The organism is Dactylosporangium sp. NPDC049140 (assembly GCF_040648435.1).
The window spans coordinates 1-25,774 of the sequence record NZ_JBEZDS010000016.1 but is presented as its reverse complement, the minus strand read 5'-3'; the positions used below and the strand labels follow the sequence as shown (position 1 = coordinate 25,774).

The following is a 25,774-nucleotide window of genomic DNA, read 5'->3' as shown; positions in this document are numbered from 1 at the left end:
TGTCGCGTCGGCGCCGGAGCTTGCGGAGGTGACGGCGTGCGACGACCTGCGGACGCTGCTGCTCATCCGCCACTTCGAGACCGCGCTGCTGGAGCTGTTCGCGCAGGGGCTGCTGCACGGCACCACCCACACCTGCCTCGGCCAGGAGGCGGTGCCGGTCGCCCTGATGCCGCTGCTGGACCCCGGCGACTTCGTGTTCTCCAACCACCGCGGCCACGGCCACTACCTCGCCCGCTTCGACGACCCGGCCGGCCTGCTCGCCGAGATCATGGGGCGGGACGGGGCCGTGTGCCACGGCGTCGGCGGCAGCCAGCACCTGCGGCGCGACCGCTACCTGTCCACCGGCGTGCAGGGCGAGAGCCTGCCGCTGGCCGCGGGGGCCGCCCTGCACTCGGCCCGGACCGAGCCCGGACGGCTCGCGTGTGCATTCATCGGCGACGGTACCTGGGGTGAGGGCGCGGTCTACGAGACGCTGAACCTCGCCGCGCTGTGGCGGCTGCCGCTGCTGGTCGCGGTCGAGCACAACGGCATCGCGCAGAGCACCCCGTCGGCGGCGGCCATGGCCGGCACGATCGCCGCGCGGGCGGCCGCGTTCGGCGTCGCCCACCTGCACGTCCCGGAGCTTCGCGGGGACGTCGCCGCCATGCGGGCGATGCTGGAGGAGCCGCTCAAGCACGTGCGCGACGGGGCCGGGCCGCTGGTCGTCGAGTTCGCCGTGCACCGGCTGGGCCCGCACAGCAAGGGCGACGACACCCGTCCCGCCGCCGCCGTGGCCGCGCTGCCGGACTGGTACACCCGCCACGCCGGCACCCCCCTCGACACGCAGCAGCGCGAGCGGGTCGCGGCCGTCGTCGCGGACGTCACCGCCCGCCCGCCCTCGACCTGGCACCCGCGGTGACCCGCGTCGCCGAGCGCCTCAACGCCGCCCTGGCCGCGCTCCTGGACGAGGACCCGGCGCTGTACCTGCTGGGCGAGGACATCGCCGACCCGTACGGCGGCGCCTTCAAGGTGACCCGGGGCCTGTCCACCCGCCACCCGGGCCGGGTCCTCGCCACCCCGATCAGCGAGTCGGCGGTCGTCGGCGTCGCCAACGGGCTGGCCCTGGCCGGCGACAAGGCGATCGTCGAGATCATGTTCGCGGACTTCGCGCTGCTCGCCTTCGACCAGATCGTCAACGTGGCGGCCAAGTCGACGGCGATGTTCGGCCACCCGGTGCCGATGCCGCTGGTGGTGCGCTGCCCCACCGGCGGCAACCGCGGCTACGGCCCGACGCACAGCCAGAGCCCGCAGAAGCACTTCCTCGGCGTGCCCGGCCTCGACGTCTTCGAGCTGAGCCCGTTCTACGAGCCGCTGCCGCTGTTGCGCGCGATGCTGGCGAGCGGCCGGCCCGCGGTGCTGTTCGAGGACAAGGTGCTGTACGGCCGGCCGATGGGCGTTCCCGGCCCGTTCACGGCCGCCGGGGACATGGTCGTCGTGGACGGCGCGCCGAGCGACGACTACCTGATCGTGGCGCCCGGCGGGCTCGCCCACCGCGCGCTGGAGGCGATGGAGGCGCTGCTGGTTCGGTACGAGCTGTGCGGCGCCCTGCACGTGCCCACGCGGCTCTACCCGTGGGACCCGGAGCCGGTGCTGGGCCACCCGGCCCGGCAGATCCTGGTGGTCGAAGACGGGCCGCCGGGCGCCTCCTGGGGCACCGAGGTCGCGTACCGGCTGCGGGACTGCGGGCGGCCCGTGCGGGTGCTGCACGCGGCGGACACGGTGGTGCCGACCGCGGCCCACCTGGAGCGGGAGGTGCTCGTGCAGGCTTCGACGATCGTTTCGGCGCTCACGTGACCGAGATCCGGGTACCCAAGCTCAACACCAACGACGCCGAGTACACGCTTGTCGAGTGGATCGCGCCCGCCGGTTCCCTGGTGCGCGCGGGCGATCCGGTCGCGACCGTGGAGACCTCGAAGGCGGCCGAGGAGCTGCCCGCCACCGCCTCCGGCTACCTGTGGCCGCTCCTGCCGGTCGGCGCGGTCTTTCCGGCCGGCGCCGTGATCGGCCGGCTGGAGGCCGCCCCCGGATCGGCTCCGGCGGCGGTCCCGGCGGAGATCTCGCACATCGTGATCACCGAGCCGGCGCTGCGGGCCATGGCCGAGCGGGGAATCTCGCGCGCCGCCGTGGAGGCGCTCGGGCGCAGGGTGATCCGGGTCGCCGACCTCGACGAGCTGGCCCCGGCCCCCGCCGCCTTCCGGGAGGAGCGGCTCTCCCCGGTCCAGCGGGCCGTGGCCGCCGTGGTGAGCGAGTCGGCGCGCGGCATCCCGCAGGCGTTCGTGGCCGTGCGCGTGCCGGTCGGGGCCGCCGTGGCGCGCGGGCGCGACCTCACGCGGCGGTACCGCCGGATGATCGGCCTGCCCGAGCTGGCTGTCGCCGCGATCGGCGCGGCCGCGGGCGAGCACCCGGACTGCTTCGCCACGTTCGTGCCGCCGGACCGGGTGCGCCGGGCGGCGAGCGTCGACGTCGGGGTGACCGTCGACGTCGGCCAGGGCCTGCACGTGCCGGTCATCCGCGACGTGCCGGCGCTGTCGCTCGCCGACATCGCGGGCCGCCTGATGCAGCTGCGCACCACCGCCCTGCGTGGCGCCTTCCGCCCGGCCGATCTCGCCGGCCCGGCGATCCTGCTGGCCCTGCACACCGACCCGGACGTGACCGCCGCCGTGCCGCTGGTGCTGCCCGGCACCACGTGCGCGGTCTCGCTCACCGCGCAGGTGGACGGGCACGTGCAGCTCGGGCTGGCCTACGACCACCGGGTCCTCAACGGCCGCGGCGCGACCTCGTTCCTCAAGGCGGTGGCGGCTACGTTGGCCGTATGACCAAGAACTACAGCGCGATCATGTACACCGAGTTCGGCGCCGCCTCGGTACTCGAGCTCGCCGAGCGGGAGCTCGCCGAGCCGGGGCCGGGTGAGGTCCGCGTCCGCGTGGTGATGTCCGGGGTGAACCCCACCGACTGGAAGACGCGCAGCGGCGCCACCGCCATGGCGCCCGTCGCGCCCGAGGGCCAGGTGCCCAACCAGGACGGCTCCGGGGTCGTCGACGCCGTCGGGGACGGGGTGACCGGGCTGGCCGTGGGGGACAGGGTGTGGCTGGTCATGGCGGCCTACCAGCGGCCCGGGAGCGGGACCGCGCAGGAGTACACGGTGGTGCCGGCGGATCGTGCGGTACCGCTGCCGGATGAGGCGTCCTTCGAGGCCGGGGCGAGCCTCGGGGTGCCCGCGATGACCGCCCACCGCGCGCTCACCGTGCACGAGGGCGCCCCGGCGCGGCTGGCCCCCGGCGCGCTGGCCGGCCGCAACGTGCTCGTCGCGGGCGGGGCCGGGGCCGTGGGCAACGCGGCGATCCAGCTCGCGGCCTGGGCCGGCGCGACCGTCGCGGCCACCGTCAGCGGGCCGGATAAGGCCGAGCTGGCCCGGCTCGCCGGCGCGCACCACGTGGTCAACTACCGCGACGCCGACGCGGCCGAGCGCCTCCGGACCTTCTTCCCGGACGGCGTGGACGTGGTCGTGGAGGTCGCCGCGGCGCACAACCTCGAGCTCGACCTGGCCGTGCTGCGCTCCGGCGGGACGATCGCCGTCTACGCCAACGACAGCTCCGGCGGGCCGCTGAGCGTCGAGGTGCGCCGGCTCATGGTGCTCAATGTGCGGTACCAGTTCGTGCTGCTCTACACCGTCCCGCCCGCGGCCCTGGCCGACGGCGCCGCCGCGGTGAACGCCGCGCTCGCCGCCGGCGCCCTGCGCTTCGGGGCGGAGACGGGCGTGCCGCTGCACGAATATCCGCTGTCCGAGACGGCGGCCGCGCACGCCGCGGTGGAAAGCGGGGCCGTCGGCAAGGTCCTCATTCGCGTCGCTACCAGCAATTAGGAGGGCCCGGCCATCGACCTTTCGGACAACGATTTTCGACGGTATTTTCTGAACATTAGATAGCCAGGTCAGAGGCCTGCACGAACCGTCATTTGCCGAGTCGTGGACCTTTTCGCGGGAAACGCTCGAATCGGTCACGATCCACTTCCGGCGATCCACGCTTCGTTCGGCGTTCACTATTTAACCCTTCGCACTTGGTCAAGCCTTGCGAGGTTCAGCACTGCGTCCCGGCGTACGGGATTCGCAGAGCGGACTGGAGAGGTTGATGCCCCAGGTGCGTATCCAGGTCCTGTGCGGACCGGCCTCGGTGCACCCGCACCGGATGGCCTGGCCGGCGGGGGCGACCTGGCACGGCGAGTGGTACGCCTGGCGGCTCATCGGCACGAACAACCATGAGCTCGGGCGCAGCGCGCTGAGCTTCCGCAGCTACCAGTCCGCCCTCGCCGCCTTCGCCGAGCTGCGCGGCGGCCTCGACCGGCTCGTCCAGCAGCTGGTCCCCGAGCGGCCCACCGGCCGCTGGGGCTGGCGGCTGGAGCTGGACGGCGCGGCCGTCGCGGTCAGCGGCCGGTGGTACCAGCGCAACAAGCTGAGCCTGCTCGGGGCGGCCAAGTTCGTCGCCCTGTGCGCCGAGGCGGAGCCGGCCGAGGGCGTCGTGGCCCGGCCCGACCGGGGCCCGCGATGAGCGGCGACGTGACGGCCCGCCAGGCGCGGCGGAAGCTGGTCGACAACGCCGGCCCGGCCGACAAGATCTACCGCGGCGTGGCCCGCGGCGGCGGCAGCCTCGTGCTCGTGCTCATGGTGCTCGTCGGCACCTTCCTGGCCTACCGGGCCTGGGAGGCGCTGAGCGAGGCCGGGCCCGCCTTCATCACCACCGAGCAGTGGAACCCGGACGGCGGCGGCTTCGGCATCGCCGCGGTGATCGTCGGCACCGTCCTCATCGCGCTCGTCGCGGTAGTGGTCGCGGTGCCGCTGGCCATGGGTGCCGCGCTCTACATCTCCGAGTACGCGCCGCGCTGGCTCAAGCGCACGATGGTCGCCATGGTCGACCTGATGGCGGCCGTGCCGAGCGTGGTGTTCGGCCTGTGGGGCGCGTTCTTCCTGCAGTGGAAGATCGTCGACCTGTCCCGGTGGATCTCCGACTGGTTCGGCTGGATCCCGATCTTCAAGGTCGGCGGGGTCGAGCGGCACGACCCGCTGGCGACGGCGACGGCGTACACCTCGTCGACCTTCATCGCGGGCGTGGTCGTGGCGCTGATGGTGGCGCCGATCGCCTGCTCGGTGATGCGCGAGGCGTTCGGCCTGGCCCCGATGGGCGAGCGGGAGGGCGCGTTCGCGCTCGGCGCCACCCGGTGGGGCATGATCCGCAGCGTCGTGCTGCCGTTCGGCCGCGGCGCCGTCGTCGGCGGCACCATGCTCGGCCTGGGCCGGGCGCTGGGCGAGACGATCGCCGTCGTCATGATCATCTCGCCGCGCTTCGAGATCCAGCCGCGCGTGCTCGAGCACGGCACCAGCTCGGTCTCCTCGCTGATCGCGCTGCGGTACGGCGAGGCCAGCCCCTTCGGCATCTCGGCGCTCATGGCGGCCGGCGTGGCGCTGTTCGTGCTGACCCTGCTCGTCAACTTCGCCGCGGCCTGGGTGGTCTCCCGGTCCCGGTCCGGCGCGATGAGCGAGGTGTGACGGTGCTGCACCAGGTCGAGCCCGACACCCGCGCCACCGTCGTGCCGGCGCGCCCGGCGGCGCCGGGCGCGCAGACCCGGCGCCGCACCAGCGGGCTGCGGCGCACGGACTGGTTCGCCATCATCGGCGCGTTCGCCGCCGGCAGCGCCACGACCGGCGTGCTGTGGACGCAGCTCGGGCCGTTCACCGGGCTGCTCGGCTACGTCGTGGTGACGTGGCTGGTGACGGTCGTCTGCTACGCGGCGCTGGTCTCCTTCGACGAGAACCGCGCGGCGGTACGCGACCGGATCAGCGCGTTCGTCGTGCACTCGCTGGCCTCGGTGCTGCTCGCCGCGCTCGTGTTCGTCATCTTCTACACGTTCTCGCGCGGCTGGCGGGCCGTGATCCACCTGAACTTCTACACCCAGGACATGCGCTCGACCAAGGCCTCGGACCCGCTCACCGAGGGCGGCATCCTGCACGCCATCGTCGGCACGCTCTGGGAGCTCGGGATCGCGCTGGGCGTCGCGGTGCCGCTGGGCCTGATCGCGGCCGTGTACCTGCACGAGGTGCCGGGCCGGTTCTCGCGGTTCGTCCGGACCGTGGTCGAGGCGATGACCGCCCTGCCGGACATCATCGCGGGCCTGTTCATCTACGCGACCCTGATCCTGATCTTCCACCTCGGGCCGTCGGGGTTCGCGGCCGCGACCGCGCTCGCCGTCACGATCCTGCCGATCATCATCCGCGCGGCCGACGTGGTGCTGCGCCTGGTGCCCGGCTCGCTCAAGGAGGCGTCGCTGGCGCTCGGGGCCAGCCGGTGGCGTACCACCTGGCACGTGCTGCTGCCGACGGCCCGCTCGGGCCTGGCCACCGCCGTGATCCTCGGCGCCGCCCGGGCGATCGGCGAGACCGCGCCGGTGCTGCTGACCGCCGGGGCGACCAACTACCTCAACCTCGACCCGATGCACGGCCCGATGATGTCGCTGCCGCTGCTGGCGTTCACCGAGGTGCAGTCGCCGGAGAAGAACGAGATCGCCCGCGGCTTCGGCACGGCGACGGTCCTGCTGGTCCTGGTGCTGCTGCTGTTCATGGTCGCCCGGATCATCGGCGGCCGCGGACCCGGCGAGCTCACCGCGCGCGGCCGGCGACGCCGCGCGGCCGCATCCCGGCGCGACGTGCAGCGCATGTCCCGGCCGTACCCGCCCACCGGACTTCCGCCGGAAACCGCACTTCAGCAGGGAATCGCACTTCAGCAGGGAACCGAACCCAGGCAGGAAGAGGCCTCACCATGAACCCCCGATGGCGTCGCCGGTCGGCCACGATCCTCGTCGCGCTCATCGCCGCGATGGTGAGCGTCCTCGCCCCCGCCCGCCCCGCGGCCGCCTACGTGCCGATCACCGGCGGCGGGTCCACCTGGTCCTACAACGCCTTCCAGGCGTGGATCGGCAACGTGGAACAGAACCACATGCACGTGGACTACGACCGCAGCGGCTCGACCGTCGGCCGGCAGCGGTTCCGCGACGGCACCCTCGACTGGGCCGCGTCCGACATCCCCTACGGCGTCAAGGACGGCAACAACAACGACCTGCCGCCGGATCGCGGGTACGTCTACATGCCGGACACCGCCGGCGGCACGACCTTCATGTACAACCTGAAGATCGGCACCAAGCGGGTCAACAACCTGCGGCTGTCCGGCGAGAACATCGCGAAGATCTTCACGGGCGTCATCACCAAGTGGAACGACCCGGCGATCAAGGCCGACAATCCGGGCCTGAACCTGCCGGGCATCTCCGTCATCCCGGTGGTGCGCTCGGACGGGTCGGGCTCCAGCGCCCAGTTCACCCAGTGGATGGTCGCCACCCAGGGCAGCTACTGGACGGCGTACTGCGCCAAGGTCGGCAAGAACCCGTGCACCCAGACCTCGGCCTACCCGGTGCTCGGGGGCTCCTCGATGATCGGGCAGCCGGGCGACCTCGGCGTCTCCGGCTACGTCTCCCAGCCCGGCGCGGCCGGCTCGATCGGCTACGTCGAGTACTCCTACGCGATCCAGGCCGGCTTCCCGGTGGCGAAGGTGCTCAACCCGGCCGGGTACTACACGGAGCCGACGGCCGGGCACGTGGCCGTGTCGCTGATGGCGGCGAAGATCAACAACGACAAGAACAACAAGGCCTTGTACCTGACGCAGGACCTCTCGGCGGTGTACACCAACCGGGACCCGCGCACCTACGTGCTGTCCTCGTACTCGTACATGATCCTGCCGACCACGACCGCCGATCCCTTCAACACGGACAAGGGCCAGACCCTCGGCGACTTCGGCAAGTACCTGCTGTGCGAGGGCCAGTCCCAGGTCGACACGCTCGGCTACTCGCCCCTGCCGCTCAACCTGGTGCAGGCCGGCTTCGGTCAGCTCGCCCTCGTGCCCGGGGCCAACGTGCCGCCCCCGACGGACATGCGCAGCTGCAACAACCCGACGTTCTCCACCGACGGCACCAATACGCTGGCCAAGCGGGACGCGAACCCGCCGGACTGCGACAAGCAGGGCCCCCAGCAGTGCACCACCGGCACCGCCGGGACCAGCACCGCCGGCAACGGCAACGGCAACGGCGGCGGGAACAACAACGGGAACAACGGCGGCAGCGGCAACGGTGCCACGACCGGCGCGAGCACCGGCGCCTCGGGGGCCCCGACCGGCAACGCCGGGGCCGCCCCGACCTGCGACGCGGACACCGGCATCTGCTCGGGCGGCAGCGGCGGTGGCGCCGGCGGCGAGGGCGCGCCGGGGCAGGTCGACGCGGCGGCCGTGGAGACCTCGCCCGCACTGTTCGACGGGTTCGAGACCGCCCTCATGGTGGTGGCCGCGGTGCTGCTGCTCGGGCTGTGCCTCGTCCCGCCCCTCGCCGTGCAGCTGGCCACGAACCGGCGGGCGCGGCGCGACGGATCGAGAGGTTTCTGATGCTGACCCAGGCCGCACGCCGGCGCCTGGCGAGCGGGCTCGCCGCCGCCGTCGCCGCGCTCGGGCTGTTCGCGCTCGGCCCGGTGGACCCGGCGCGCGCGGCGGACCCGTCCGACCAGATCACCGGCAACGGGATCACCGACTCCGCGGTCACCGTCCGCTGGAAGGACGGCCTCCTCGGCGCGGACAACAAGACGGTCGTCAAGGCGCGCGACTCCGCCGACCCGTACGCCTTCATGCACGACGACTTCAAGGACCTCGAGGTCACGGTCGGCCAGACCCGCAACCTCGTGCACCAGGCCATCAAGGTGACCTGGAAGGGCAAGCCGATGAAGGGCCTGTTCAACGCCAACTACCTGCAGCTCATGGAGTGCTACGGCGACGCGGCCGAGGGGCCGCAGCCGGAGCAGTGCCAGTTCGGCGCCGAGGGCCTCAAGCAGGACAAGACCGGCGGCGCCAACATCGGCACCCGCAAGGGCAACGTCTGCGACATTCATCGGCCCAGCACCACCGAGCCGCCGGCCGGCGTGGGGCTCGCGCCCTTCCTGGGCTGCGACCCGGCCGAGGACCCGGCGGCGCCCGGCTACAGCCACCACGACCCGGCCGGCAGCACCGACACCTACACGGTGCCCTTCGTGCCCGTCGGCACCACCAACAAGCTCTACCAGCCGATCAAGTGGCCGTTCAGCAAGTCCAACAGCAACGAGATCCAGGAGGCCGGCACCCGGACCGACGGCACCGGCGACCTCTACTTCAACGCCCTCACCCAGACCGAGGCGCCCGGGCTCGGCTGCGGCGAGGCGCTGAACGACGGCAAGGCGCGGGACTGCTGGCTGGTCATCGTGCCGCGCGGGGAGTACGAGCCCAACGGCTGGAAGCTGCAGGACATCGACGCGGCCTCGATCATGCAGGAGTCGCCGCTCGGCGCGGCCTCCTGGGCCCAGCGCATCCAGATCCGCCTCGGCTACAGCCCGATCGAGCGCGCCTGCGGCATCGGCGGCGTCAAGCAGCGGCAGACCCAGGGCACCGAGCTGATCTCGCACGCGTTCTACTCGTGGCAGCTGGCGCTGAACACCGGGGCGAACTGCCAGAAGGTCTACGGCTTCACCCGCGCCCCGGAGGCGTCGAACACCTCCCAGCTGGGCAGCGATACGGGCAAGGGCCTCGCCTTCACCACCGTGCCGATCGGCAGCGAGGCCGAGCGCGCGGGCGACACCCCGCCGCAGTTACCGCCGCTGGCCTACGCCCCGGTCGCCGTATCGGCGGTCACGTTCGGCTTCCACGTCAACCTCACGGACGGCTACGTCAGCACGCCGATCAAGCTGACCCCGCGGCTGGTCGCCAAGGGGCTGACCCAGTCGTACAAGAGCGACCTGACCGACAGCCGGGACAACGGCGGCCAGGGCCCGGACTGGGCCAGGCAGAACCCCGCCTTCATGACGTCGGACCCCGAGTTCATGAAGGTCAATCCCGGCCTGCCCTTCCGGCCGGGCAGCTCGCTCATGTCGCCCCTGCTGACGGCCGAGCACTCCGGCGTCATCCGGCAGGTCTGGGCCTGGGTCCTGTCCGACGCGTCGGCGCGCGCCTGGCTCGGCGGCGAGCGCGACGAGTACGGCATGATCGTCAACGACGATTACCGGAAGCTGAACCTGGCGGCGAGCCCGACCGACCTGTTCCCGCGCGTCAACACCTGCTTCAACACCGGCGCGCCGGGCGAGAAGATCCCGGACCGCTGCACGCTGAATCTCCTGCCGTACATGGAGAACTACGACGAGAGCGCGAGCCGGGTGCGCGCGGCGAACAACCCGCAGGGCGCCGACTGGAACCCGAACATCTCCTCGCCGCAGAACACCGCGGGCTGGTGGGAGGTCGGCCAGCCGATCGAGTTCCCGGGCCAGATCTTCATGTGGGGCGTCATGGACTCCGCGAGCCTGGCCAACTACGGTGTCGTGCCGGCCCAGCTGTGCAAGTCGGACGGCACCGGCTGCGTGTCACCCACGACGACGTCGATCTCCACCGCCGTCGGCGCGGCCAAGGCCGACGGCAGCGGGCTGCTGCAGGTCGACCCGGCGGCGGCCGGCAACGGCGGGTACCCGCTGGTCGCGGTCACCTACGCGGCGGTACGCAAGACCCAGGACGCGGAGGCGCTCGCCGACTACGCGGCGCTGATCAAGTTCGCGGTAAACGAGGGCCAGACGCCCGGCGTCGAACCCGGCCAGCTGCCGCACGGGTTCCTGCCGCTGCCGCAGAGCCTGCGCACCACCGCCATGAGCGTCGCCACGGCGCTGACCGTTCCCGCCGGCACGTCGGAGGCGGCGAACACCGGATCGGGCGGCGGCAACGGCAGCGGCGGCAACTCGAGCACCGGCGGCGTGCCCGACACGGGTGTGCGCCCGGTCGCGTCGAGCTCGTCCGGGCCGGCCTTCGTCACCACCTCGGCGAGCCCGGTCCCGGCCGCCCTGTCGACCTCGCCGCTGAGCATCGGCGCGATCCGGTGGGCGCTGGTCATCGTCATCATCGCCGGCCTCGGCGGGGCGATCGGCGGACCGTTGTTGCGCTTTGCGCTCAGTCGCCGACCGCCGGGAGCCGGGGGATGAGTGCACACATTCCCGTAACCCTCCCTTAATGCTGGCGTATCCGCACATATCCCGACCTTCTATGCAGATCCGGTATCGGCCTCGGCGCTCAGATCCACAAGATGTTGTCGCTCCCCTCATCGCAGGAAAGGAAGCACATGAACAACACGAAGCGCCTCGTGCAGCGGTTGCTGGTCGGCGGCATCGCCGCCGCCACCGTTGCCACGGGTCTCATCGTCGGCGTGGCCGGTCCCGCCTCCGCCGACCCGGTGGGCGACCTGGTGGGCGTCGGCTCCGACACCACCCAGGACGTCCTGAACGGCGTCGCGGACAGCATCGGCCTCGGCCTCATCGGCTCCTGGGACGCCATCGACCCGAACAGCAAGGCCCAGCACCTGGCCATCTCGCCGAAGCGTGGCTGCAGCCTCAACCGGCCGAACGGTTCCGGCCAGGGCGTCACCGCGCTGCGCCAGTCGGGCAACGTGGCGGCCGCGATCGCCGCCCCGTTCGCCGACGAGACCGACCTGCCGGAGGCCGGCTGCGTCGACTTCGCGCGGTCCTCAGGCGACCCGGGCACCTCGCAGTCCAACACGGGCCGGTGGGCCTACATCCCGTTCGCGCTGGACGCGGTCGGCGTGGCGAGCCAGCACTTCGGCGACGCCACCGCCATCAACTACAACGAGCTCGGCTACGACCCCAGCAACGCCGCGACGGGCACGGGCACGCTGCAGAAGCTGTACCGCGACGGCCAGCCGGTGGTTCTCGGCGGCGTCACGTACGACCCGCAGTGCAACGTGGCCCCGTGCACCGGTGGCGCCACGCCGATCCACCTGTACATCCCGCAGAACGGCTCCGGCACGCGCTCCTTCTGGCTGAGCAAGATGGGCATCGGCACGGTGCCGGCGTGGCTGCACGACCACGCCTGGACCGGCACCGACTACAACGGCGCCCTGGTCGAGGAGCACGACGGCACGGTCCTGCAGGGCGACGCGAACGGCATCGCGCCGTTCTCGATCGCGCAGTGGGTCTCGCAGCGCAACGGTCACGGCGACCGTCGTCACGGCGCCCACCTGCACAGCCTCGTGAACGTCGGCGTCACGCCGAACGTCACGGTCAACCCGCTCAGCGGCGCCTTCCCGACGGTGGAGACGGGCAACCTGAACGCCTCCTTCATCATCCGTCGCGAGGTCTACAACGTCGTGGAGTGGAAGAAGGTCAACGTCGGCAACGCGGCCTTCGACGCGAAGCTCTACTCGGTCTTCGGCCCGGGCCAGGGCCTCTGCGGCAAGTCCGCGGTGATCCTGAGCTACGGCTTCGCGCTGCTCAACTCCGCCCCGCTGGGTCACACCTGCGGCGCGATCGTCGACGGCCTGCGGGCGTTCGGCACCGACTGATTTCACGAACGGGCCGGTGCCTGGCCGATCGATGAACCGGCCGGGCACCGGACCTCGCACGGCGTCCTGGACTGATCCACCTTCGCAGACTCCCTGGGGGGCCATCCCCAGGGTCGTCCAGGGCTGTGCAGCGGGCATTGCCCTCTATCAGAAAGGTCAGTGTAGCCCCTGATGAAGACCACTTCCCTGAAGCGCCGGGCCCTTACGGCCGGTGTGGTGCTCGGGGCGATGGGTGCGACCCTGCTCGCGCCCTCGATCGCCCAGGCCGAGGTCCCGAACCCGCTTCCCGCGGGCATCAACCTCGGTGGCCTCCACCTCACCCCGACCTCCGGCGACGCCGGTGTCACCCCGAGCTTCACGGCCGCCTCCGCCTGCCCGGCGGGGACGAACCTGGCGAACGTCAACACGATCGACCTCGGCGGCGTGGAGCAGACGATCTCCACCAACGTCGCCGGTGTCATCGCGGTGACGCCGGGCTTCGGCGCCGCGTTCAACACCGACATGGGCACGGTTCAGGCGCTGGCCGGCAACGGTGGCCAGGAGTCGTTCCTGTTCCTGGTCGACTGCCGCACGGGTGCCGGTCACGGCACCTACACCGACGCCGTGCAGGTGGACTACGCCGCCGACGGCAGCTGGCAGGTCCACGGGTCCGGCCCGGTGCAGCAGCAGACCACCACGACGGTGTCGCCGGCCACGCAGACCGTGGCGCCGGGCACGAACGTGACCGTGACGGCGTCGGTCTCCCCGGCCGCCGCGACGGGCACGGTCGAGTTCAAGGAGGGTGCGACCACGCTGTTCACGACCCCGTCGGGCAGCGGCACCTTCACGTACTCGACGACCGGCCTGGCGGTGGGTTCGCACAGCATCACCGCGACGTTCCACGCGGCTGACACGGCGGCGTACTCGAACTCGACCTCGTCCGTGGCCACCGTCGTGATCGCCAGCAACACGCTGACGGCCACGGAGAACATCCAGGTCGGCGTTCCGCAGGAGCAGGGCGTGTTCACCCTGACCGTGGACCCGGGCCTCGTGGACATGGGCACCGCCCACCTCACGGGCACGGGCGACGCCCGCCACTTCCACGCCGAGGGCAACCTCAAGAACGTGAACATCTCCGACGGCCGTGACCAGACGGTTCCCGGCTGGTCGGTCACCGGCCAGGTCGGCGACTTCACCAACACGGCCGACGCCACCAAGAAGTTCTCCGGCTCCAGCCTCGGCTGGCAGCCGGCCGTGGTGGCGAACAACGCGGCCGCGAACGTCTCCGCGGGCCCGGCCGTGAACACCGGCTCGACCCCGGGCCTGACCAGCGCCACCACCCTGGGCGGCGCCCAGGCCGGCAAGGGTCTCGGCGACAGCAAGCTCGGTGCGGCCCTGTCCCTCGACTTCCCGAAGGGCACCACGCCGGGCACGTACGCCGCGACGATCACGATCACCGGCCTCGGCGGCACCCCGCTCGCCTAAGGCCTCTCGCAACACGGGGGGAGCGCGTGGCGCCGTCCGCGCGCTCCCTCCGGAACCTCCGTCGACCTGAATGGACGTGCTGCGATGACCACTCCGCGCCCCTCGCGCGCGATCAGTGCCGTGCTCGGCCTGCTGTTCGCCGCCGCCGCGATCCTGCTGCCGGGCCACCCGGCCGGCGCGGAGCCCACGCCGGGTTCGATCACGTGGGCGGTGCAGCCCTCGGGCGCGAACGGGCCGGACAGCCGCAAGGAGTTCTCGTATCTCGACATCAAGCCCGGCACCGTCGTGCACGACTACGTCGCCGTGACCAACTTCAGCGCGATGCCGGTGACGTTCCAGATCTACGCGACCGACGCCCTCAACGGCAACAACGGCGTACTCCAGCTGCAGCCGGCCGCCGAGAAGCCGCGCGACATCGGCTCCTGGGTGACGATGCAGAAGACCAGCGTGACCCTCAAGCCGAACGAGCGGGCCATCGAGCCGTTCACCCTGACCGTCCCGGCCACCGCGACCCCCGGCGACCACACCGGCGGCATCCTCGGCTCGATCGGCGTCGAGGAGAGCAGCGCCAACGGGCCCGTCAAGGTCGACCGCCGGCTCGGCGTGCCGATGTACCTGCGCGTCGCGGGCCCGCTGAACCCGGGCATCGCCGTCGACTCGGTGAGCGCCAGCTACCACGGGACCGCCAACCCCGTCGGCGGCGGCAGCACCGACGTGACCGTGACCGTGCACAACACCGGCAACGTCCGGCTCAACGTGAACCCCGAGATCGCGGTGAACGGCCTGTACTGGCTGAAGGTCGCGAGCGCGAGCCAGTCGACGCTGCCCAACCTTCTGCCCGGCTCGACGGTGCAGTTCACCGTGCACGTCGCCGGCGTCTTCCCGCTCGGCCCGATGACCGTGAAGGTCCGCGCCGTGCCCAGCCAGATCACCGCGCTCGGGCTGCCCAAGGCGCCCTCGGAGCCGCAGACGGTCGAGGCCGAGGCGTTCCTGTGGGCCACGCCGTGGACGCTGCTGCTCGTCATCCTGCTGCTCGCCGGCGGGTTCTTCGCGGTCCGCTGGCTGCGGCGCCGGCGCACCGGCCGCCAGCAGCGCGTGGTCGCCGACGCGGTCGCGAAGGCGCGCCAGGAGACGGTCGAGGAGCTTCGGACCAAGGCGCTGGCGGCCCGGTCGTCCGCCGGTGGCGATGGGGAGTGACCTCCTCATGACCGCGACCGACCTGCTGCCGCCGCCCGTCCTGCCGGCCGCGCCGCCGCCGCGCCCCCGGCGTCAGGCGCCGCCGGCGGTCCAGGTGGTCTCGACGGCGATCACGATCCTGTCGCTGATCCTGCTGGGCTTCGGCGTCTACGCCGGCTGGGTGTCCCGGCTGCACCACGACCGCGCCCAGCTGACCGCCTACGCCGACTTCCGCAAGGACCTCGCGCTCGGCACCGCGCCGACCGGGCCGACGAAGCCCACGGACCCGAAGCGGCTGCTGGACTTCGGCACGCCTGTCGCGGTGCTGGACATTCCCAAGCTGCACCGCAAGGAGGTCGTCTTCGAGGGCACGACCGGCGCGGTACTGCAGGACGGGCCGGGCCACCGGCGGGACACACCGCTGCCGGGGCAGTCCGGGGTCAGCGTGATCATGGGGCGGGCCACCATGTACGGCGGGCCGTTCGGCGCCCTCGCGACGCTGGTGCCCGGCGACGAGTTCAGCGTCACCACCGGCCAGGGCGTGAGCCGCTTCAAGGTGCTCGACGTCCGGCACGGCGGCATGCCCCAGCCGCCCCCGCCGGCGACGGGCGCCGGGCGGGTCGTACTGACCACGGCGTACGGCGGGCTCCTCGTGCCCTCCGACGCGCTGCGGGTCGACGCCGACCTGGTCTCCGAGGTGCTGCCGAAGCCGCAGCAGGTGGTGAAGAACTCGCAGCTCGCCCCGGCCGAGCAGGTCATGGCGGTCGACACCCGGGTGTGGTTCCCGCTGGTCTTCATCGGCGAGGCGCTGCTGCTCGCGGTCGCCCTGCTCTCCGCCGCCCGCGCGTTCTGGGGCCTCTGGCAGACCTGGATCGTGGCGGTGCCGGTGGTCGGGTTCCTCGGCCTCGCGACGGCCGACCAGGTCTCCCGGCTCCTACCGAACCTGATGTGACCCGACGGCCGAGGACGGCATGGTGACCCTTCCAATCGACGACACCGCGTGGGCGAGCCCGCAAGAGGCGCTCGCCGCATACGACGACTATCTCGGCATCCATCGCGAGCTGCCCTCGCTCGCCGGGCTCGACGCGCGCGACATCAGCGCGTGGTTCGGGGACCACCAGGTGCTGGACCGGGTGACGCTGTCCATGAAGGCGGGCCGGGTGACGGCGCTGATCGGCCCGTCGGGCTGCGGCAAGTCGACCTTCCTGCGCATCCTCAACCGGATGCACGAGCTGGTGCCGGGCGCGTCCCTGGCCGGCGAGGTGCTGCTGGACGGCGTGGACGTCTACGACCCGGCCCGGCGCCTGACCGACGCCCGCCGCCAGATCGGCATGGTGTTCCAGAAGCCCAACCCGTTCCCGGCGATGTCCATCTACGACAACGTCTGCGCGGGGCTGAAGCTCACCGGCCGGCGGCTGGCCCGGTCGGCGCGGGACGCCCTCGTCGAGGAGTGCCTGACCAAGGCCGGGTTGTGGCGTGAGGTCGCCGAGCGGCTGCGCCAGCCGGGCGGGGCGCTCTCCGGCGGCCAGCAGCAGCGGCTGTGCATCGCCCGGTCGCTCGCGATACGCCCGCGGGTCCTGCTGATGGATGAGCCGTGCTCGGCCCTGGACCCGACGTCGACGCGGGTCATCGAGGAGACGATCCAGGAGCTCGTCGCCGAGGTGACCATCGTGATCGTCACGCACAACATGCAGCAGGCCCAGCGGATCAGCGACCACTGCGCGTTCTTCCTCGCCGAGCAGGGCACGCCCGGCTACATCGTCGAGCACGGCCCGACCGACGCGATGTTCTCCACCCCGCAGGACCCGCGCACCTCCGACTACGTGAACGGCCGCTTCGGCTGATGACGGCCACGGCCTCGACACCAGAAAGGTCAGCGGACCCCTCATGAAGACCACGCTCTCGAAACGGATGGGCCTCGCGTTCGCCGCGCTGCTCGGCGCGATCGGGGTGAGCCTGCTCATCCCCGCGGTCGCCCGGACCGCGGTGCCCAACCCGGCCCCGGCCGGCATCAACCTCGGCGGTCTGCACCTGACCCCGAAGTCCGGCAACGGCGGCGAGACGCCGAGCTTCAAGGCGGACACCGCGTGCCCGGCGGGCACCAACCTGGCCAACGTCAACACGATCGACATGGCCGGCGTCGAGCAGACGATCTCCAACAACGTCACCGCCGTCCTCGCGGTGAAGCCCGGCTTCGGTACCACGTTCAACACCACCATGGCCACGGTCCAGTCCCTGGCCGGCAACGGGGGCCAGGAGTCGTTCCTGTTCATGGTCGACTGCCGGACCGGGGCCGACCACGGCACGTACACCGACGCCGTGCAGGTGGACTTCGGCGCGGACGGCAGCTGGGTGGTGCACGGGACCACGCCGGTGCCGCCGACCTCGTCCGCGACCCCGACCGCCTCGGCGCCCCCGTCGAACGGCGCGTCACCCGAGGCGAGCGCCACGCGGACCGCGACGCCGGGGCCGTCGGACTCCATCTCGCCGACCCCCGCCTCCAGCTCCGGGAACCTGCCGGTCACCGGGGGCGCCATCGCCACCATCGCCGGCGTCGCGGTCGCGCTCATCGGGGTCGGGGTCGGTCTTCGGTACGCCGCGCGCCGCCGCGATTCGGAGTCCTCGGCCTGACGCATGATCGCACTCGGCTGACTATTGACCGTTCGGTCAATGGTTGCTGCTGAATGGATCGCTCGTCGTTTTCTGATGTTCATCTCGTGCATGTCCGGTGTGCGGTCAGGGACGCGCGAGGTGTCATCGCCGGAATCGAGGGTCAGCACGGTGGCCTGCGCGCCGGACGGGCTACGAGCCTGCCGGCGCGCCGGTGACGAACATTCGGGGAGGAATGTCCAAATGCTGCCGCCGCGGTTCATTTTCCTGGCAATCGTCACACCTGACGACGAAGAGTCCATCGTGGACCGGAAACAACGGACCGCGTGGATGCTGTGCTCGCCCAACAACCGGATCCTCGGCCGTGGAAAACAGACCTTCGACACCGAGGCGGAGTGTCGCGAGGCCGTCCGCGGGCTGGTACAGGCGGCCGACCGGCTCAATCCCGTCTCGACCGCGCTGGGCTCCAGCGGGCACTGGGTGTGGCGGGTCGAGCTCGACGGCGTGCCGCTCGCGGTTTCGCACCGCGCGTATCTGCGGGCCCGGGAATGCCAGTACAACGTCGGGCGATTCCTGGCCGCCCTGCCCGCCGGGCTGCTGACCGAGGGCCGGCGGCTGCTGCGCGAGGCCCCCCGGACGGTCGAGCGGCTGACCCGCAGCGAGACGCCCTGGCGAATGATCTCGACCGCGTGAACAAGTCGTCCTCCATTCGGATCGGAACATTCATGAGATTTGCCCTCGTATTGGTGAGCGTCATTGCCCTGCTGCTGGTGGGCGCACCGGCGCGCGCCGACGACGGGATGCCCATCGTGGTCGTGGTGAGCGGCAGCCCGGAGCCGACGACCCCGGCACCCGGCGGCGGCGGTGGCGGCGGCGGCGGGGGTGGGCTCGCCCGGACCGGCCTCGACATCGTGCTCATCGCGGGCGTCGGCGTCGGCCTGGTCGCCCTCGGCGCGGCCGTTCTCGTCGCGGCGAGGCGGCGCTCCGGCAGTCGTACGATGGGCGCGTGAATCCCGAGTCCCACCTGGACCTGGAGCTCGTCGCCGAGCGGCTGCGGCGGTGCACCGACGACCTCTCGCTCTACGGCGGCATGCTCCTCACGGTGCTCTCCGCCGCGCTGCCCGCCCACCTCGTCGAGGTGCGGCGGGAGGGCCGGCTCAAGGCGCGCCTCGGCGGGCGGGAGCCGGCGGTGCTCGGGGTGACCGTGCGCCTCGACGGGCGCCGGTTCGAGCTCGACCGCACCGGCGTCGGCGCCCGCCCGGTGACCGTCATCCGGCACGAGTCCCGGGGCGTGGTGCTCTCCTCGGAAGCGGTGAGCGCCGACGAGTGGTGCCGGGCGCTCACCCCCGAGCTCGTGCGGGTCGCGGGGGCCGATTCGGCCGCGGTACAGGCGCTGCACCGCCTCACGTCAACGGCATGACCATCGTCGGGTGCTCCGGCTGCGCGTCCGGGTGCAGGCGCGCCACGGCGGTGCCCATGGCGAAGAACTCGATCGCGTGCTGCCCCCACTCCCACGCGGACTCCTCGACCGTCACGCCCACGATGCCGTCGGCCTGCAGGAGTTGACCCTCGTACTGCATACGGTCCATGGCGATCTCGCGTGCGTCGTACGCGGCCTGGGAGAAGTTCGTGAGCTCCACGTTCTGCCCGGCGTTGGCCAGCATCTGGCGGAACGTCAGGTGCGCGATGTGGTAGACGCACGTGCCGAGCACCAGCCCGCGCGGCAGCCAGCCGTGCCGGTGCAGGGTCCAGAAGTCCTGGCCGCTGAGGTGCGAGGTGAACGGCCGGCCCTGCGGCGTGCGGTAGTTCTGCCCGCTGGTGGACCTGACCGCGGTGCCGACCGCGACGAACTCGAGCACGTCCGAGGCAAACTGGTAGTTCAGCGAACGGATGCGCACCCCGATGACGCCGTCGGCGCCGAGCGCCTCGGCCTCGCTCTCCATGCGGGCCATCGCCAGCTCGCGGCACTGGTACATGGCCTGGCTGAGCACCTGCAGCTCCTGGCTCACGCTCCACTTGGACTGCTGGAGACCGACGTGGTAGATGCAGGTGCCCATCACGAGCCCGAGCGGCTCGAACCCGGTCTGCGTGGTCAGCACGAACTCGTTCACCGATAAGTCGGACGTGAAGAAGGGCTTGCCCTGCTGGGTGCGGGCGAGCCGGGCGCGGGCGCTCTCGGGGAGCGGCTGGGGCTGCTGGGAGACGGGTTCGCTCATGTCTGCGGACCTTAACCGGATCGTCCGGCTCCGGTAAGCGTTGCCACGGCCCCGCGCGTGGGCGGGGCCGACGGCGGACGGCCAGGCGGAGGTCAGTGAGAAATGTTGCATTGACAAATTGGCATGCCACGTAACGTATTGGCGGCGGGCCCGCTGAGCTGGGACATGTGGCCGGAGCGTCACACTTTGTGCGGCGTGTGTTGGAGTGGTTACCCGGGGTCGGCTTAACGTTTTCTTGACTCGACTCACAGCTGACTCCTAGCGTTCCCCCGCACCGATCAACTGGATCATGGGGGAGTGGCGGGCGTGGATACTCGGCTGCCTGTTTGGCATGCTCACATTCGGCCCGGCGCCATCGCCGCGCTGCTCGGTCTGGTGGTCGCGCTGCTGGTGGCGCCGCCCTTTGCGGGTCCCGCGTCGGCCGCGCCCAAGCCCGTCACCTGCCCGGCGACGGCCAAGGACGCGGTGAGCGCGCGGCAGCAGGCGGCGGCGTGCAAGGGGCGGGTCGAGGTCCTCGACGGTCGTACCGAGCGCGCTCAGGTCTTCGCCAACCCGAACGGAACGTTCACCTCCTCCGAGGCGATCGTGGTGCAGCGGGTCCGGACCGCGAACGGTGGCTGGACCGCCCCGGACCCGACGTTGCGCAAGACGTCGTCGGGTGGCTTCGCGCCGGCGGCGAGTTGGCTGGGCACGACGTTCTCGGGCGGTGGCAGCGGTCCGCTGGTGTCGCTGCGGCGCGGCTCGGGTGAGTTGTCCCTGTCGTGGCCGACGGCGCTGCCGGCGCCGAAGGTCGAGGGCCGCACCGCCACCTACCCGGAGGTGCTGCCGGGCGTGGATCTGCAGCTGACCGCGGAGCTGGAGGGCTACTCCGAGGTCCTGGTCGTGAAGACGCCCGAGGCCGCCAAGCAGCGGGCCCTGGAGAACGTGCGCTTCCGCACCGGGACCAAGGGACTGACCGCGAAGACGGGCGGCAACGGCTCGGTGTCCTACGTGGACGGCGGCGGTGCGACGGCGTTCGCGTCGGGGACGCCGGCGATGTGGGACTCCTCCGGCGACGTGCCCGCGGACGCCAAGGCGGTCGGGGTCCAGAGCCGCACGGCGCGGATGCCGGTGGCGGTCGAGGGTGGCGACATGGTCGTGCGCCCGGATCTGCAGGTGTTGCGTGGGGCGTCGACGAAGTTTCCGGTGTTCATCGACCCGGCGTTCAACGCCTCCGCCTGGACGATGATCAACAGCCGGTTCACGACCCAGTCGTACTGGAGTTACGACCGTAACGGGTGTCCGTCGCCCTACACGGCGGTGCCGTGTGCGAAGGTCGGGTACACCGACGAGGGCCAGACGATGATCTACCGGTCGATCTTCCTGTTGCCGACGTCGTCGTATGTGGGCAAGCACGTGCTGGACGCGAAGTTCTCGATGGATCTGCTGCATTCGTGGACGTGCAGCGACACCCGTACGAGCCTGTGGTGGGTCGGTGGGATCGATGCGAACACCACGTGGAGCAATCACGCCGGTTCGTGGGGTTCGCTGCAGACGTTCACCGACAACCACACGTGCAACAAGCAGCGGGTGCGTAGCGAGTGGGGGATCACGGGCCTGATCCAGTCGGCGGCGGGGCAGTACTGGAACGGGGTCACGATCGGGCTGCGGGCCGGCGATGAGGCGAACCACAATGCGTGGAAGAAGTTCGACGCGGGTACGGCGTTGCTGACGGTGACGTACAACTCCTACCCGAACGCCCCGGACCAGCTGACCGTCTCCGGCAGCGCGTGTGCGACGGGCGCGGGGCGGCCGGTGGTGAAGACGCTGCAGCCCGAGCTGCGGGCCCGCACCAGCGACGCAGACGGCACGGCGCAGGTGCACAACGTGTCGTTCTGGTGGTGGCCGCTGGGCGGTTCGCGCAACGACAACGACCGCGTCACCCAGTCGTCCGTCACGCCCGGCACCACCGCCATCGTGAGCATCCCGCCGAACAAGCTGGTCAACGACGGGGTGTACCAGTTCCAGGCCCGCTCTTACGACGGGACCGACGACGGGCAGTTCTCGCAGGTGTGCGAGTTCAAGGTGGACACCGCACCACCCGGCGCACCGTCGCAGATCACCTCGACAGACTATCCGGACGACGGTCAGCGTTACGGTGGCGCGGGGGTGGCGGGGACCTTCAAGTTCTTCCCGCCGGCCACGGTGCCGTCGGACTTCGCCGGCTACGCCTACACCCTGGATACGGGCACGACGGCGCCGAACGCGGCGCAGGTGGCGCCGGCCGCGGACAACACAGCGACGGTGACGATCACCCCGCCGACCGACGACGCGTTCATCCTGCGCGTGTGGACCAAGGACACCGGCGACACCTATTCGGCGGTCCCGAAGACGTACGCGTTCAGCGTCAAGGCCGGTACCGGCCCGGACGGTCGATGGGACATGGAGGAGGGCACCGGCGCGACCACGGCCGACAGCTCGGACCACGGCAACACCCTGACCTTGTCGAACACCACCTGGACGGCGAGCCGGGGCGGCACCCGTCATGCGCTGGCGTTCAACGGTTGGGCACAGGCGGTGGCGGCGGGGCCGATCAAGACGAAGTCGCCGACGACGGGCGCGGCGACGACGGTGCGTACCGACGCCAACTTCACGGTCACCGCCTGGGTCAAGGTGGACACCCTCGATCCGACGACCGCGTACGTCGCGGCCAGCCAGGACGGGACGCAGACGGCGGCGTGGGCGCTCACCTACCACGGGCCGACGGGCCGGTGGCGGTTCACCATGGCCGGCTCCGACGTGCATTCGCCGGCGATCTATGCGGTGGTGTCCGACAACCCGATCACCGCCGGGCGATGGACCTACCTGGTGGCCACGTACGACGCTTCCACGCACCAGATGCGCCTCTACGTCGACGGGGCCGTCCAGGCGGCCACCGCCACGGTCGTCGGCGGCTTCAACGCGACCGGCCCGTTCGTGATCGGCCGGCACCTGTGGGACATCGGGCCGAACAACTTCTTCAAGGGCAGCATCGACGATGTCCGGCTCTACGGGCGCCTGGTCGCGTCGACCGAGGCGGAGTTCACCGCGCCGCTCAAGCCCGAGAAGCCGATCGTCACGTTCCCCAACGGCAACACCGCCACGGTGGGCCAGCCGCTGCAGGTGACCCTGAGCGCGGGCGGTGACACGACCGTAACGGCGATCAAGTACAGCCTCGGCAATGTGGGGCTGGGCCAGACGGCAACGCTGCCGACGCCGGGCGGCCAGCTGACGGTGACGGTCACGCCGCCGGCACCCGGGCCGGTCCAGCTGTGGGCGCAGGCCGTTGCCGGTTCGCGGCTCAGTGAGATCGTCGGCGCGTCGATCACGGTCGGCACGCCGCCGGCGATCAGCGGGCGGGTGATGGACCCGTTCACCGGTGACGTGGTGGTCGGCGTGACGGTGACGCTGCGGCCCGGTGGCGCGACCCGGGTGACGAACGGGTTGGGTGAGTACGAGTTCACCGGCCTGACCGCCGGGACGTACAACGTGTCGGCCGCGGTCGGCGGGGCCTGCGGGGTGTACGCCGGCACCGACGTGGAGGTCACCGGGCACCAGTACGTCGACCTGCAGCTCTTCCCGCAGTCGGACATCTTCGGGTACACCTGCCTCACGCAGACCCAGGCGTTCGATCCGGCCGATGGTTCGGTGCTCAACCTGACCGGCGACGACGCGGCGACCACGGTGGCGCTGCCGTTCGTGGTGCCGTTCTACGGCCACAACCAGTCCTCGGCCTGGGTGTCGACGAACGGCTTCATCGCCTTCGCCGATCCGAGCGAGGCCGGTGATGCGTCGGCCGGTTCGGCGATCCCGCAGGCGGCGGCGCCGAACGCGATCGTGGCGCCGTTCTGGGGTGACCTGATCGTCGACGGCAGTGCCAGCGTGCGGACCGAGGTGGAGGGGGTGTTCCCGAACCGGCGGTTCGTCGTGGAGTGGCGCAACGTGGAGATGTGGGGCACGTCGAAGCGGGTCACGTTCGAGGCGATCCTCGCCGAGAACGGCGACATCGCCTTCAACTACGCCGACCTCGACGCGGACGACGCCGAGCGCGGCGGCGGGGCGACGGTCGGCATCGAGAGCACCGGCGGCGAGTACGGCCTGCAGTACCTCTACAACCAGCCGATCCTCGACAACGACAAGGCGGTGCTGATCGACTACCCGCTCGACGCGCAGCCGATCGGCACCGGCACGGTGACCGGGACGGTGACGCGTGACGGTGCGCCGGCGGGCGGGCTGACGGTGTGGCTGCAGCCGGCCGGTCTGAGCACGATGACGGCGGCCGACGGCACGTACGCGTTCGCCGCGGTCGAGGAGGGCGAGTTCGGCGTGTCCACCGTGGACGGTTGCGCGACGGCGTCGGCGAGCGGGCACGTGTCGGTGGAGACGGTGGCGAATCTGGTGCTGGAGGCGGTGCCGGACGAGTTCGGGTACACGTGCACGACGGCGACGCAGACGTTCGTGCCGGCGAACGGCACCGTGTTGTCGCTGACCGGCGACGACGCGCACACGTCGGTGCCGTTGCCGTTCCCGGTGACGTTCTACGGTCAGACGTACTCGACCGTCTGGATCAGCACCAACGGCCTGGCGAGCTTCGCGGATCCGATGTCGGACAACCCGGAGGGCCGGACCGGGGTGCCGGATCCGGCGGGCCCGAACGCGGCGTTGTATCCGTACTGGCACGACCTGGTAGTCGACGGCTCGTCGAGCATCCGCACCGCGGTGGCGGGTTCGACGTTCGTGATCGAGTGGCGCAACGTGTACATCTTCGGCAACACGTCGCAGCGGTTGAGTGTCGAGGTGCTCATCGCGCAGAACGGCACCATCACGTTCAACTACAGCGGCCTGGACGGTCCCGCGGAGCGCGGCACCGGCGCGGTCGTGGGCCTTGAGAACGCCGACGGGACCATCGGGCAGACGTACTCGTCGTTCCGGGATGTGCTCGCGGACAACCGGGCCATCATCTACACCCCGCCGGCCGCGTGATCGCCGTGCCCAGCTTCGAGTCCCGGAGGTCGTTGGTGCGTTACCTGCTGCTCGGTCTGCCCTTGGCGCTGGTGGTGTCGCTGGGTGCGCAGGCGCCGGCGTTCGCGGGTCCGGCCAAGCCGTTCACGCCGGCGGCGGCGGCGAAGGTGTCGAGCGTCAAGACCAAGGCGGTCGCGGCCGGCAAGCCAGTCAAGGACACCACGCGTAAGGCGCAGGACAGCCCGCCGCCGGTGTGGCCGGCCGCGTCGGCGGCGGACGTCGATGTCACCGCGGCCTCAGGCGGCCCGGTGTCGATCACCGCGTCGACGACGACGCGGCAGGCGCGGACGATCGGGGCGGCGAGCGTGCCGATCCCGGGCAAGGTGCACGTCGAGGTCCTGGACCAGCAGGCGTCGAAGCGGGCGAACGTGCAGGGTCTGCTGTTGAAGGTGGGCCGGGCCGACGGCGGGCAGGGGACCGGCGCGGTCGGCGTGAAGGTCGACTACCGGCAGTTCGCGACGGCGTATGGTGCGGACTGGTCGTCGCGGTTGAAGCTGGTGGACCTGCCGGCGTGTGCGTTGAGCACGCCGGACAAGGCGGAGTGCCGCGGCACGGATCTGCCGAGCCACAACGACACGAAGGCGGGCACGGTTACGGCCGACGTCACGGTCGCGTCCACCGCTACCCGGATGGTGGCGTTGACGGCGGGGACCTCGGGTGCGTCGGGTAGTTACGGGGCGACGAGTCTGGCGGCGTCGAGTACGTGGTCGGCTGGTGGGTCGGCGGGTGATTTTTCGTGGTCGTTCCCGATGCGGACGCCGCCGTCGTTGGGTGGTCCGTCGCCGACG

20 protein-coding genes and 1 pseudogene are annotated in these 25,774 nt (G+C 71.5%); 20 read left to right on the top strand and 1 reads right to left on the bottom strand.

What is annotated here, in order from left to right; all coding sequences use genetic code 11:
- Positions 1-28 precede the first annotated feature (28 nt).
- The 18 genes from AB0B76_RS25420 to AB0B76_RS25335 all read left to right on the top strand — a co-directional run bounded on the left by AB0B76_RS25420 (position 29) and on the right by AB0B76_RS25335 (position 19,150).
- A complete protein-coding gene (locus AB0B76_RS25420) occupies positions 29-898 on the top strand; it encodes a thiamine pyrophosphate-dependent dehydrogenase E1 component subunit alpha (RefSeq protein ID WP_360379718.1) in 870 nt (289 codons plus the stop codon).
- Complete coding sequence (locus AB0B76_RS25415) at positions 895-1,833, top strand: transketolase C-terminal domain-containing protein (protein WP_360379715.1); 939 nt, start codon at positions 895-897, stop codon at positions 1,831-1,833. Before AB0B76_RS25420 ends, AB0B76_RS25415 begins: the two co-directional genes overlap by 4 nt.
- On the top strand, positions 1,830-2,855 hold the full coding sequence (locus tag AB0B76_RS25410; protein WP_360379712.1) for a 2-oxo acid dehydrogenase subunit E2: 1,026 nt from the start codon (positions 1,830-1,832) through the stop codon (positions 2,853-2,855). Before AB0B76_RS25415 ends, AB0B76_RS25410 begins: the two co-directional genes overlap by 4 nt.
- A complete protein-coding gene (locus AB0B76_RS25405) occupies positions 2,852-3,901 on the top strand; it encodes an NADPH:quinone reductase (protein ID WP_360379709.1) in 1,050 nt (349 codons plus the stop codon). The genes AB0B76_RS25410 and AB0B76_RS25405 overlap by 4 nt, the downstream gene beginning before the upstream one ends.
- A 265-nt stretch (positions 3,902-4,166) precedes the next feature.
- On the top strand, positions 4,167-4,583 hold the full coding sequence (locus AB0B76_RS25400) for a hypothetical protein (RefSeq protein WP_360379706.1): 417 nt from the start codon (positions 4,167-4,169) through the stop codon (positions 4,581-4,583).
- Positions 4,580-5,578 (top strand): phosphate ABC transporter permease subunit PstC, encoded by a 999-nt coding sequence (pstC, locus tag AB0B76_RS25395; protein WP_360379704.1) that lies wholly within the window; start codon positions 4,580-4,582, stop codon positions 5,576-5,578. The genes AB0B76_RS25400 and pstC overlap by 4 nt, the downstream gene beginning before the upstream one ends.
- Positions 5,575-6,849, top strand: coding sequence for a phosphate ABC transporter permease PstA (gene pstA, locus AB0B76_RS25390; RefSeq protein ID WP_360379701.1), 1,275 nt, complete (start codon positions 5,575-5,577; stop codon positions 6,847-6,849). The genes pstC and pstA overlap by 4 nt, the downstream gene beginning before the upstream one ends.
- Complete coding sequence (locus AB0B76_RS25385; RefSeq protein ID WP_360379698.1) at positions 6,846-8,510, top strand: phosphate ABC transporter substrate-binding protein PstS; 1,665 nt, start codon at positions 6,846-6,848, stop codon at positions 8,508-8,510. The genes pstA and AB0B76_RS25385 overlap by 4 nt, the downstream gene beginning before the upstream one ends.
- On the top strand, positions 8,510-11,107 hold the full coding sequence (locus AB0B76_RS25380; protein WP_360379696.1) for a hypothetical protein: 2,598 nt from the start codon (positions 8,510-8,512) through the stop codon (positions 11,105-11,107). Before AB0B76_RS25385 ends, AB0B76_RS25380 begins: the two co-directional genes overlap by 1 nt.
- A gap of 137 nt (positions 11,108-11,244) precedes the next feature.
- Entirely contained in the window at positions 11,245-12,480 is a 1,236-nt protein-coding gene (locus AB0B76_RS25375) for a hypothetical protein (protein ID WP_360379694.1), read from the top strand.
- Positions 12,481-12,651: 171 nt separating this feature from the next.
- Complete coding sequence (locus AB0B76_RS25370) at positions 12,652-13,944, top strand: Ig-like domain-containing protein (RefSeq protein WP_360379692.1); 1,293 nt, start codon at positions 12,652-12,654, stop codon at positions 13,942-13,944.
- Between the two features lie 84 nt (positions 13,945-14,028).
- On the top strand, positions 14,029-15,141 hold the full coding sequence (locus AB0B76_RS25365) for a DUF916 domain-containing protein (RefSeq protein WP_360379689.1): 1,113 nt from the start codon (positions 14,029-14,031) through the stop codon (positions 15,139-15,141).
- 7 nt (positions 15,142-15,148) lie between these two features.
- Positions 15,149-16,072 carry a sortase gene (locus tag AB0B76_RS25360; protein ID WP_360379687.1) on the top strand — a complete coding sequence of 308 codons (924 nt, stop codon included), beginning with the start codon at positions 15,149-15,151 and terminating at the stop codon, positions 16,070-16,072.
- Positions 16,073-16,091: 19 nt separating this feature from the next.
- A complete protein-coding gene (locus AB0B76_RS25355) occupies positions 16,092-16,964 on the top strand; it encodes a phosphate ABC transporter ATP-binding protein (RefSeq protein ID WP_360379685.1) in 873 nt (290 codons plus the stop codon).
- 43 nt (positions 16,965-17,007) lie between these two features.
- A complete protein-coding gene (locus AB0B76_RS25350; protein ID WP_360379682.1) occupies positions 17,008-17,751 on the top strand; it encodes a hypothetical protein in 744 nt (247 codons plus the stop codon).
- Between the two features lie 39 nt (positions 17,752-17,790).
- A complete protein-coding gene (locus AB0B76_RS25345; RefSeq protein WP_360379680.1) occupies positions 17,791-18,423 on the top strand; it encodes a hypothetical protein in 633 nt (210 codons plus the stop codon).
- 53 nt (positions 18,424-18,476) lie between these two features.
- Positions 18,477-18,740 (top strand): hypothetical protein, encoded by a 264-nt coding sequence (locus tag AB0B76_RS25340; protein WP_360379677.1) that lies wholly within the window; start codon positions 18,477-18,479, stop codon positions 18,738-18,740.
- A complete protein-coding gene (locus AB0B76_RS25335; protein ID WP_360379674.1) occupies positions 18,737-19,150 on the top strand; it encodes a hypothetical protein in 414 nt (137 codons plus the stop codon). Before AB0B76_RS25340 ends, AB0B76_RS25335 begins: the two co-directional genes overlap by 4 nt.
- Here AB0B76_RS25335 and AB0B76_RS25330 read toward each other — a convergent pair.
- A complete protein-coding gene (locus AB0B76_RS25330) occupies positions 19,134-19,946 on the bottom strand; it encodes a heavy metal-binding domain-containing protein (RefSeq protein ID WP_360379672.1) in 813 nt (270 codons plus the stop codon). The two genes, AB0B76_RS25335 and AB0B76_RS25330, sit on opposite strands and share 17 nt — an antisense overlap.
- Before the next feature lie 306 nt (positions 19,947-20,252).
- On the opposite strand from AB0B76_RS25330, the gene AB0B76_RS25325 reads away from it, so the two are divergent.
- On the top strand, positions 20,253-24,947 hold the full coding sequence (locus tag AB0B76_RS25325; RefSeq protein ID WP_360379670.1) for a LamG-like jellyroll fold domain-containing protein: 4,695 nt from the start codon (positions 20,253-20,255) through the stop codon (positions 24,945-24,947).
- 35 nt (positions 24,948-24,982) lie between these two features.
- A pseudogene (locus tag AB0B76_RS25320) lies at positions 24,983-25,774 on the top strand (RHS repeat protein); the annotation flags it as partial.

What these genes read in the sequence shown, in the direction of transcription:
- AB0B76_RS25400 (WP_360379706.1), top strand. Translation starts at nt 4,167, where the DNA reads ATGCCCCAGGTGCGTATCCAGGTCCTGTGCGGACCGGCCTCGGTGCAC.
- pstC (WP_360379704.1), top strand. Translation starts at nt 4,580, where the DNA reads ATGAGCGGCGACGTGACGGCCCGCCAGGCGCGGCGGAAGCTGGTCGAC.
- AB0B76_RS25350 (WP_360379682.1), top strand. Translation starts at nt 17,008, where the DNA reads ATGAAGACCACGCTCTCGAAACGGATGGGCCTCGCGTTCGCCGCGCTG.
- AB0B76_RS25405 (WP_360379709.1), top strand. Translation starts at nt 2,852, where the DNA reads ATGACCAAGAACTACAGCGCGATCATGTACACCGAGTTCGGCGCCGCC.
- AB0B76_RS25360 (WP_360379687.1), top strand. Translation starts at nt 15,149, where the DNA reads ATGACCGCGACCGACCTGCTGCCGCCGCCCGTCCTGCCGGCCGCGCCG.
- AB0B76_RS25355 (WP_360379685.1), top strand. Translation starts at nt 16,092, where the DNA reads ATGGTGACCCTTCCAATCGACGACACCGCGTGGGCGAGCCCGCAAGAG.
- AB0B76_RS25375 (WP_360379694.1), top strand. Translation starts at nt 11,245, where the DNA reads ATGAACAACACGAAGCGCCTCGTGCAGCGGTTGCTGGTCGGCGGCATC.
- AB0B76_RS25370 (WP_360379692.1), top strand. Translation starts at nt 12,652, where the DNA reads ATGAAGACCACTTCCCTGAAGCGCCGGGCCCTTACGGCCGGTGTGGTG.
- AB0B76_RS25385 (WP_360379698.1), top strand. Translation starts at nt 6,846, where the DNA reads ATGAACCCCCGATGGCGTCGCCGGTCGGCCACGATCCTCGTCGCGCTC.
- AB0B76_RS25380 (WP_360379696.1), top strand. Translation starts at nt 8,510, where the DNA reads ATGCTGACCCAGGCCGCACGCCGGCGCCTGGCGAGCGGGCTCGCCGCC.
- AB0B76_RS25345 (WP_360379680.1), top strand. Translation starts at nt 17,791, where the DNA reads ATGGTTGCTGCTGAATGGATCGCTCGTCGTTTTCTGATGTTCATCTCG.
- AB0B76_RS25330 (WP_360379672.1), bottom strand. Translation starts at nt 19,946, where the DNA reads ATGAGCGAACCCGTCTCCCAGCAGCCCCAGCCGCTCCCCGAGAGCGCC.
- AB0B76_RS25365 (WP_360379689.1), top strand. Translation starts at nt 14,029, where the DNA reads ATGACCACTCCGCGCCCCTCGCGCGCGATCAGTGCCGTGCTCGGCCTG.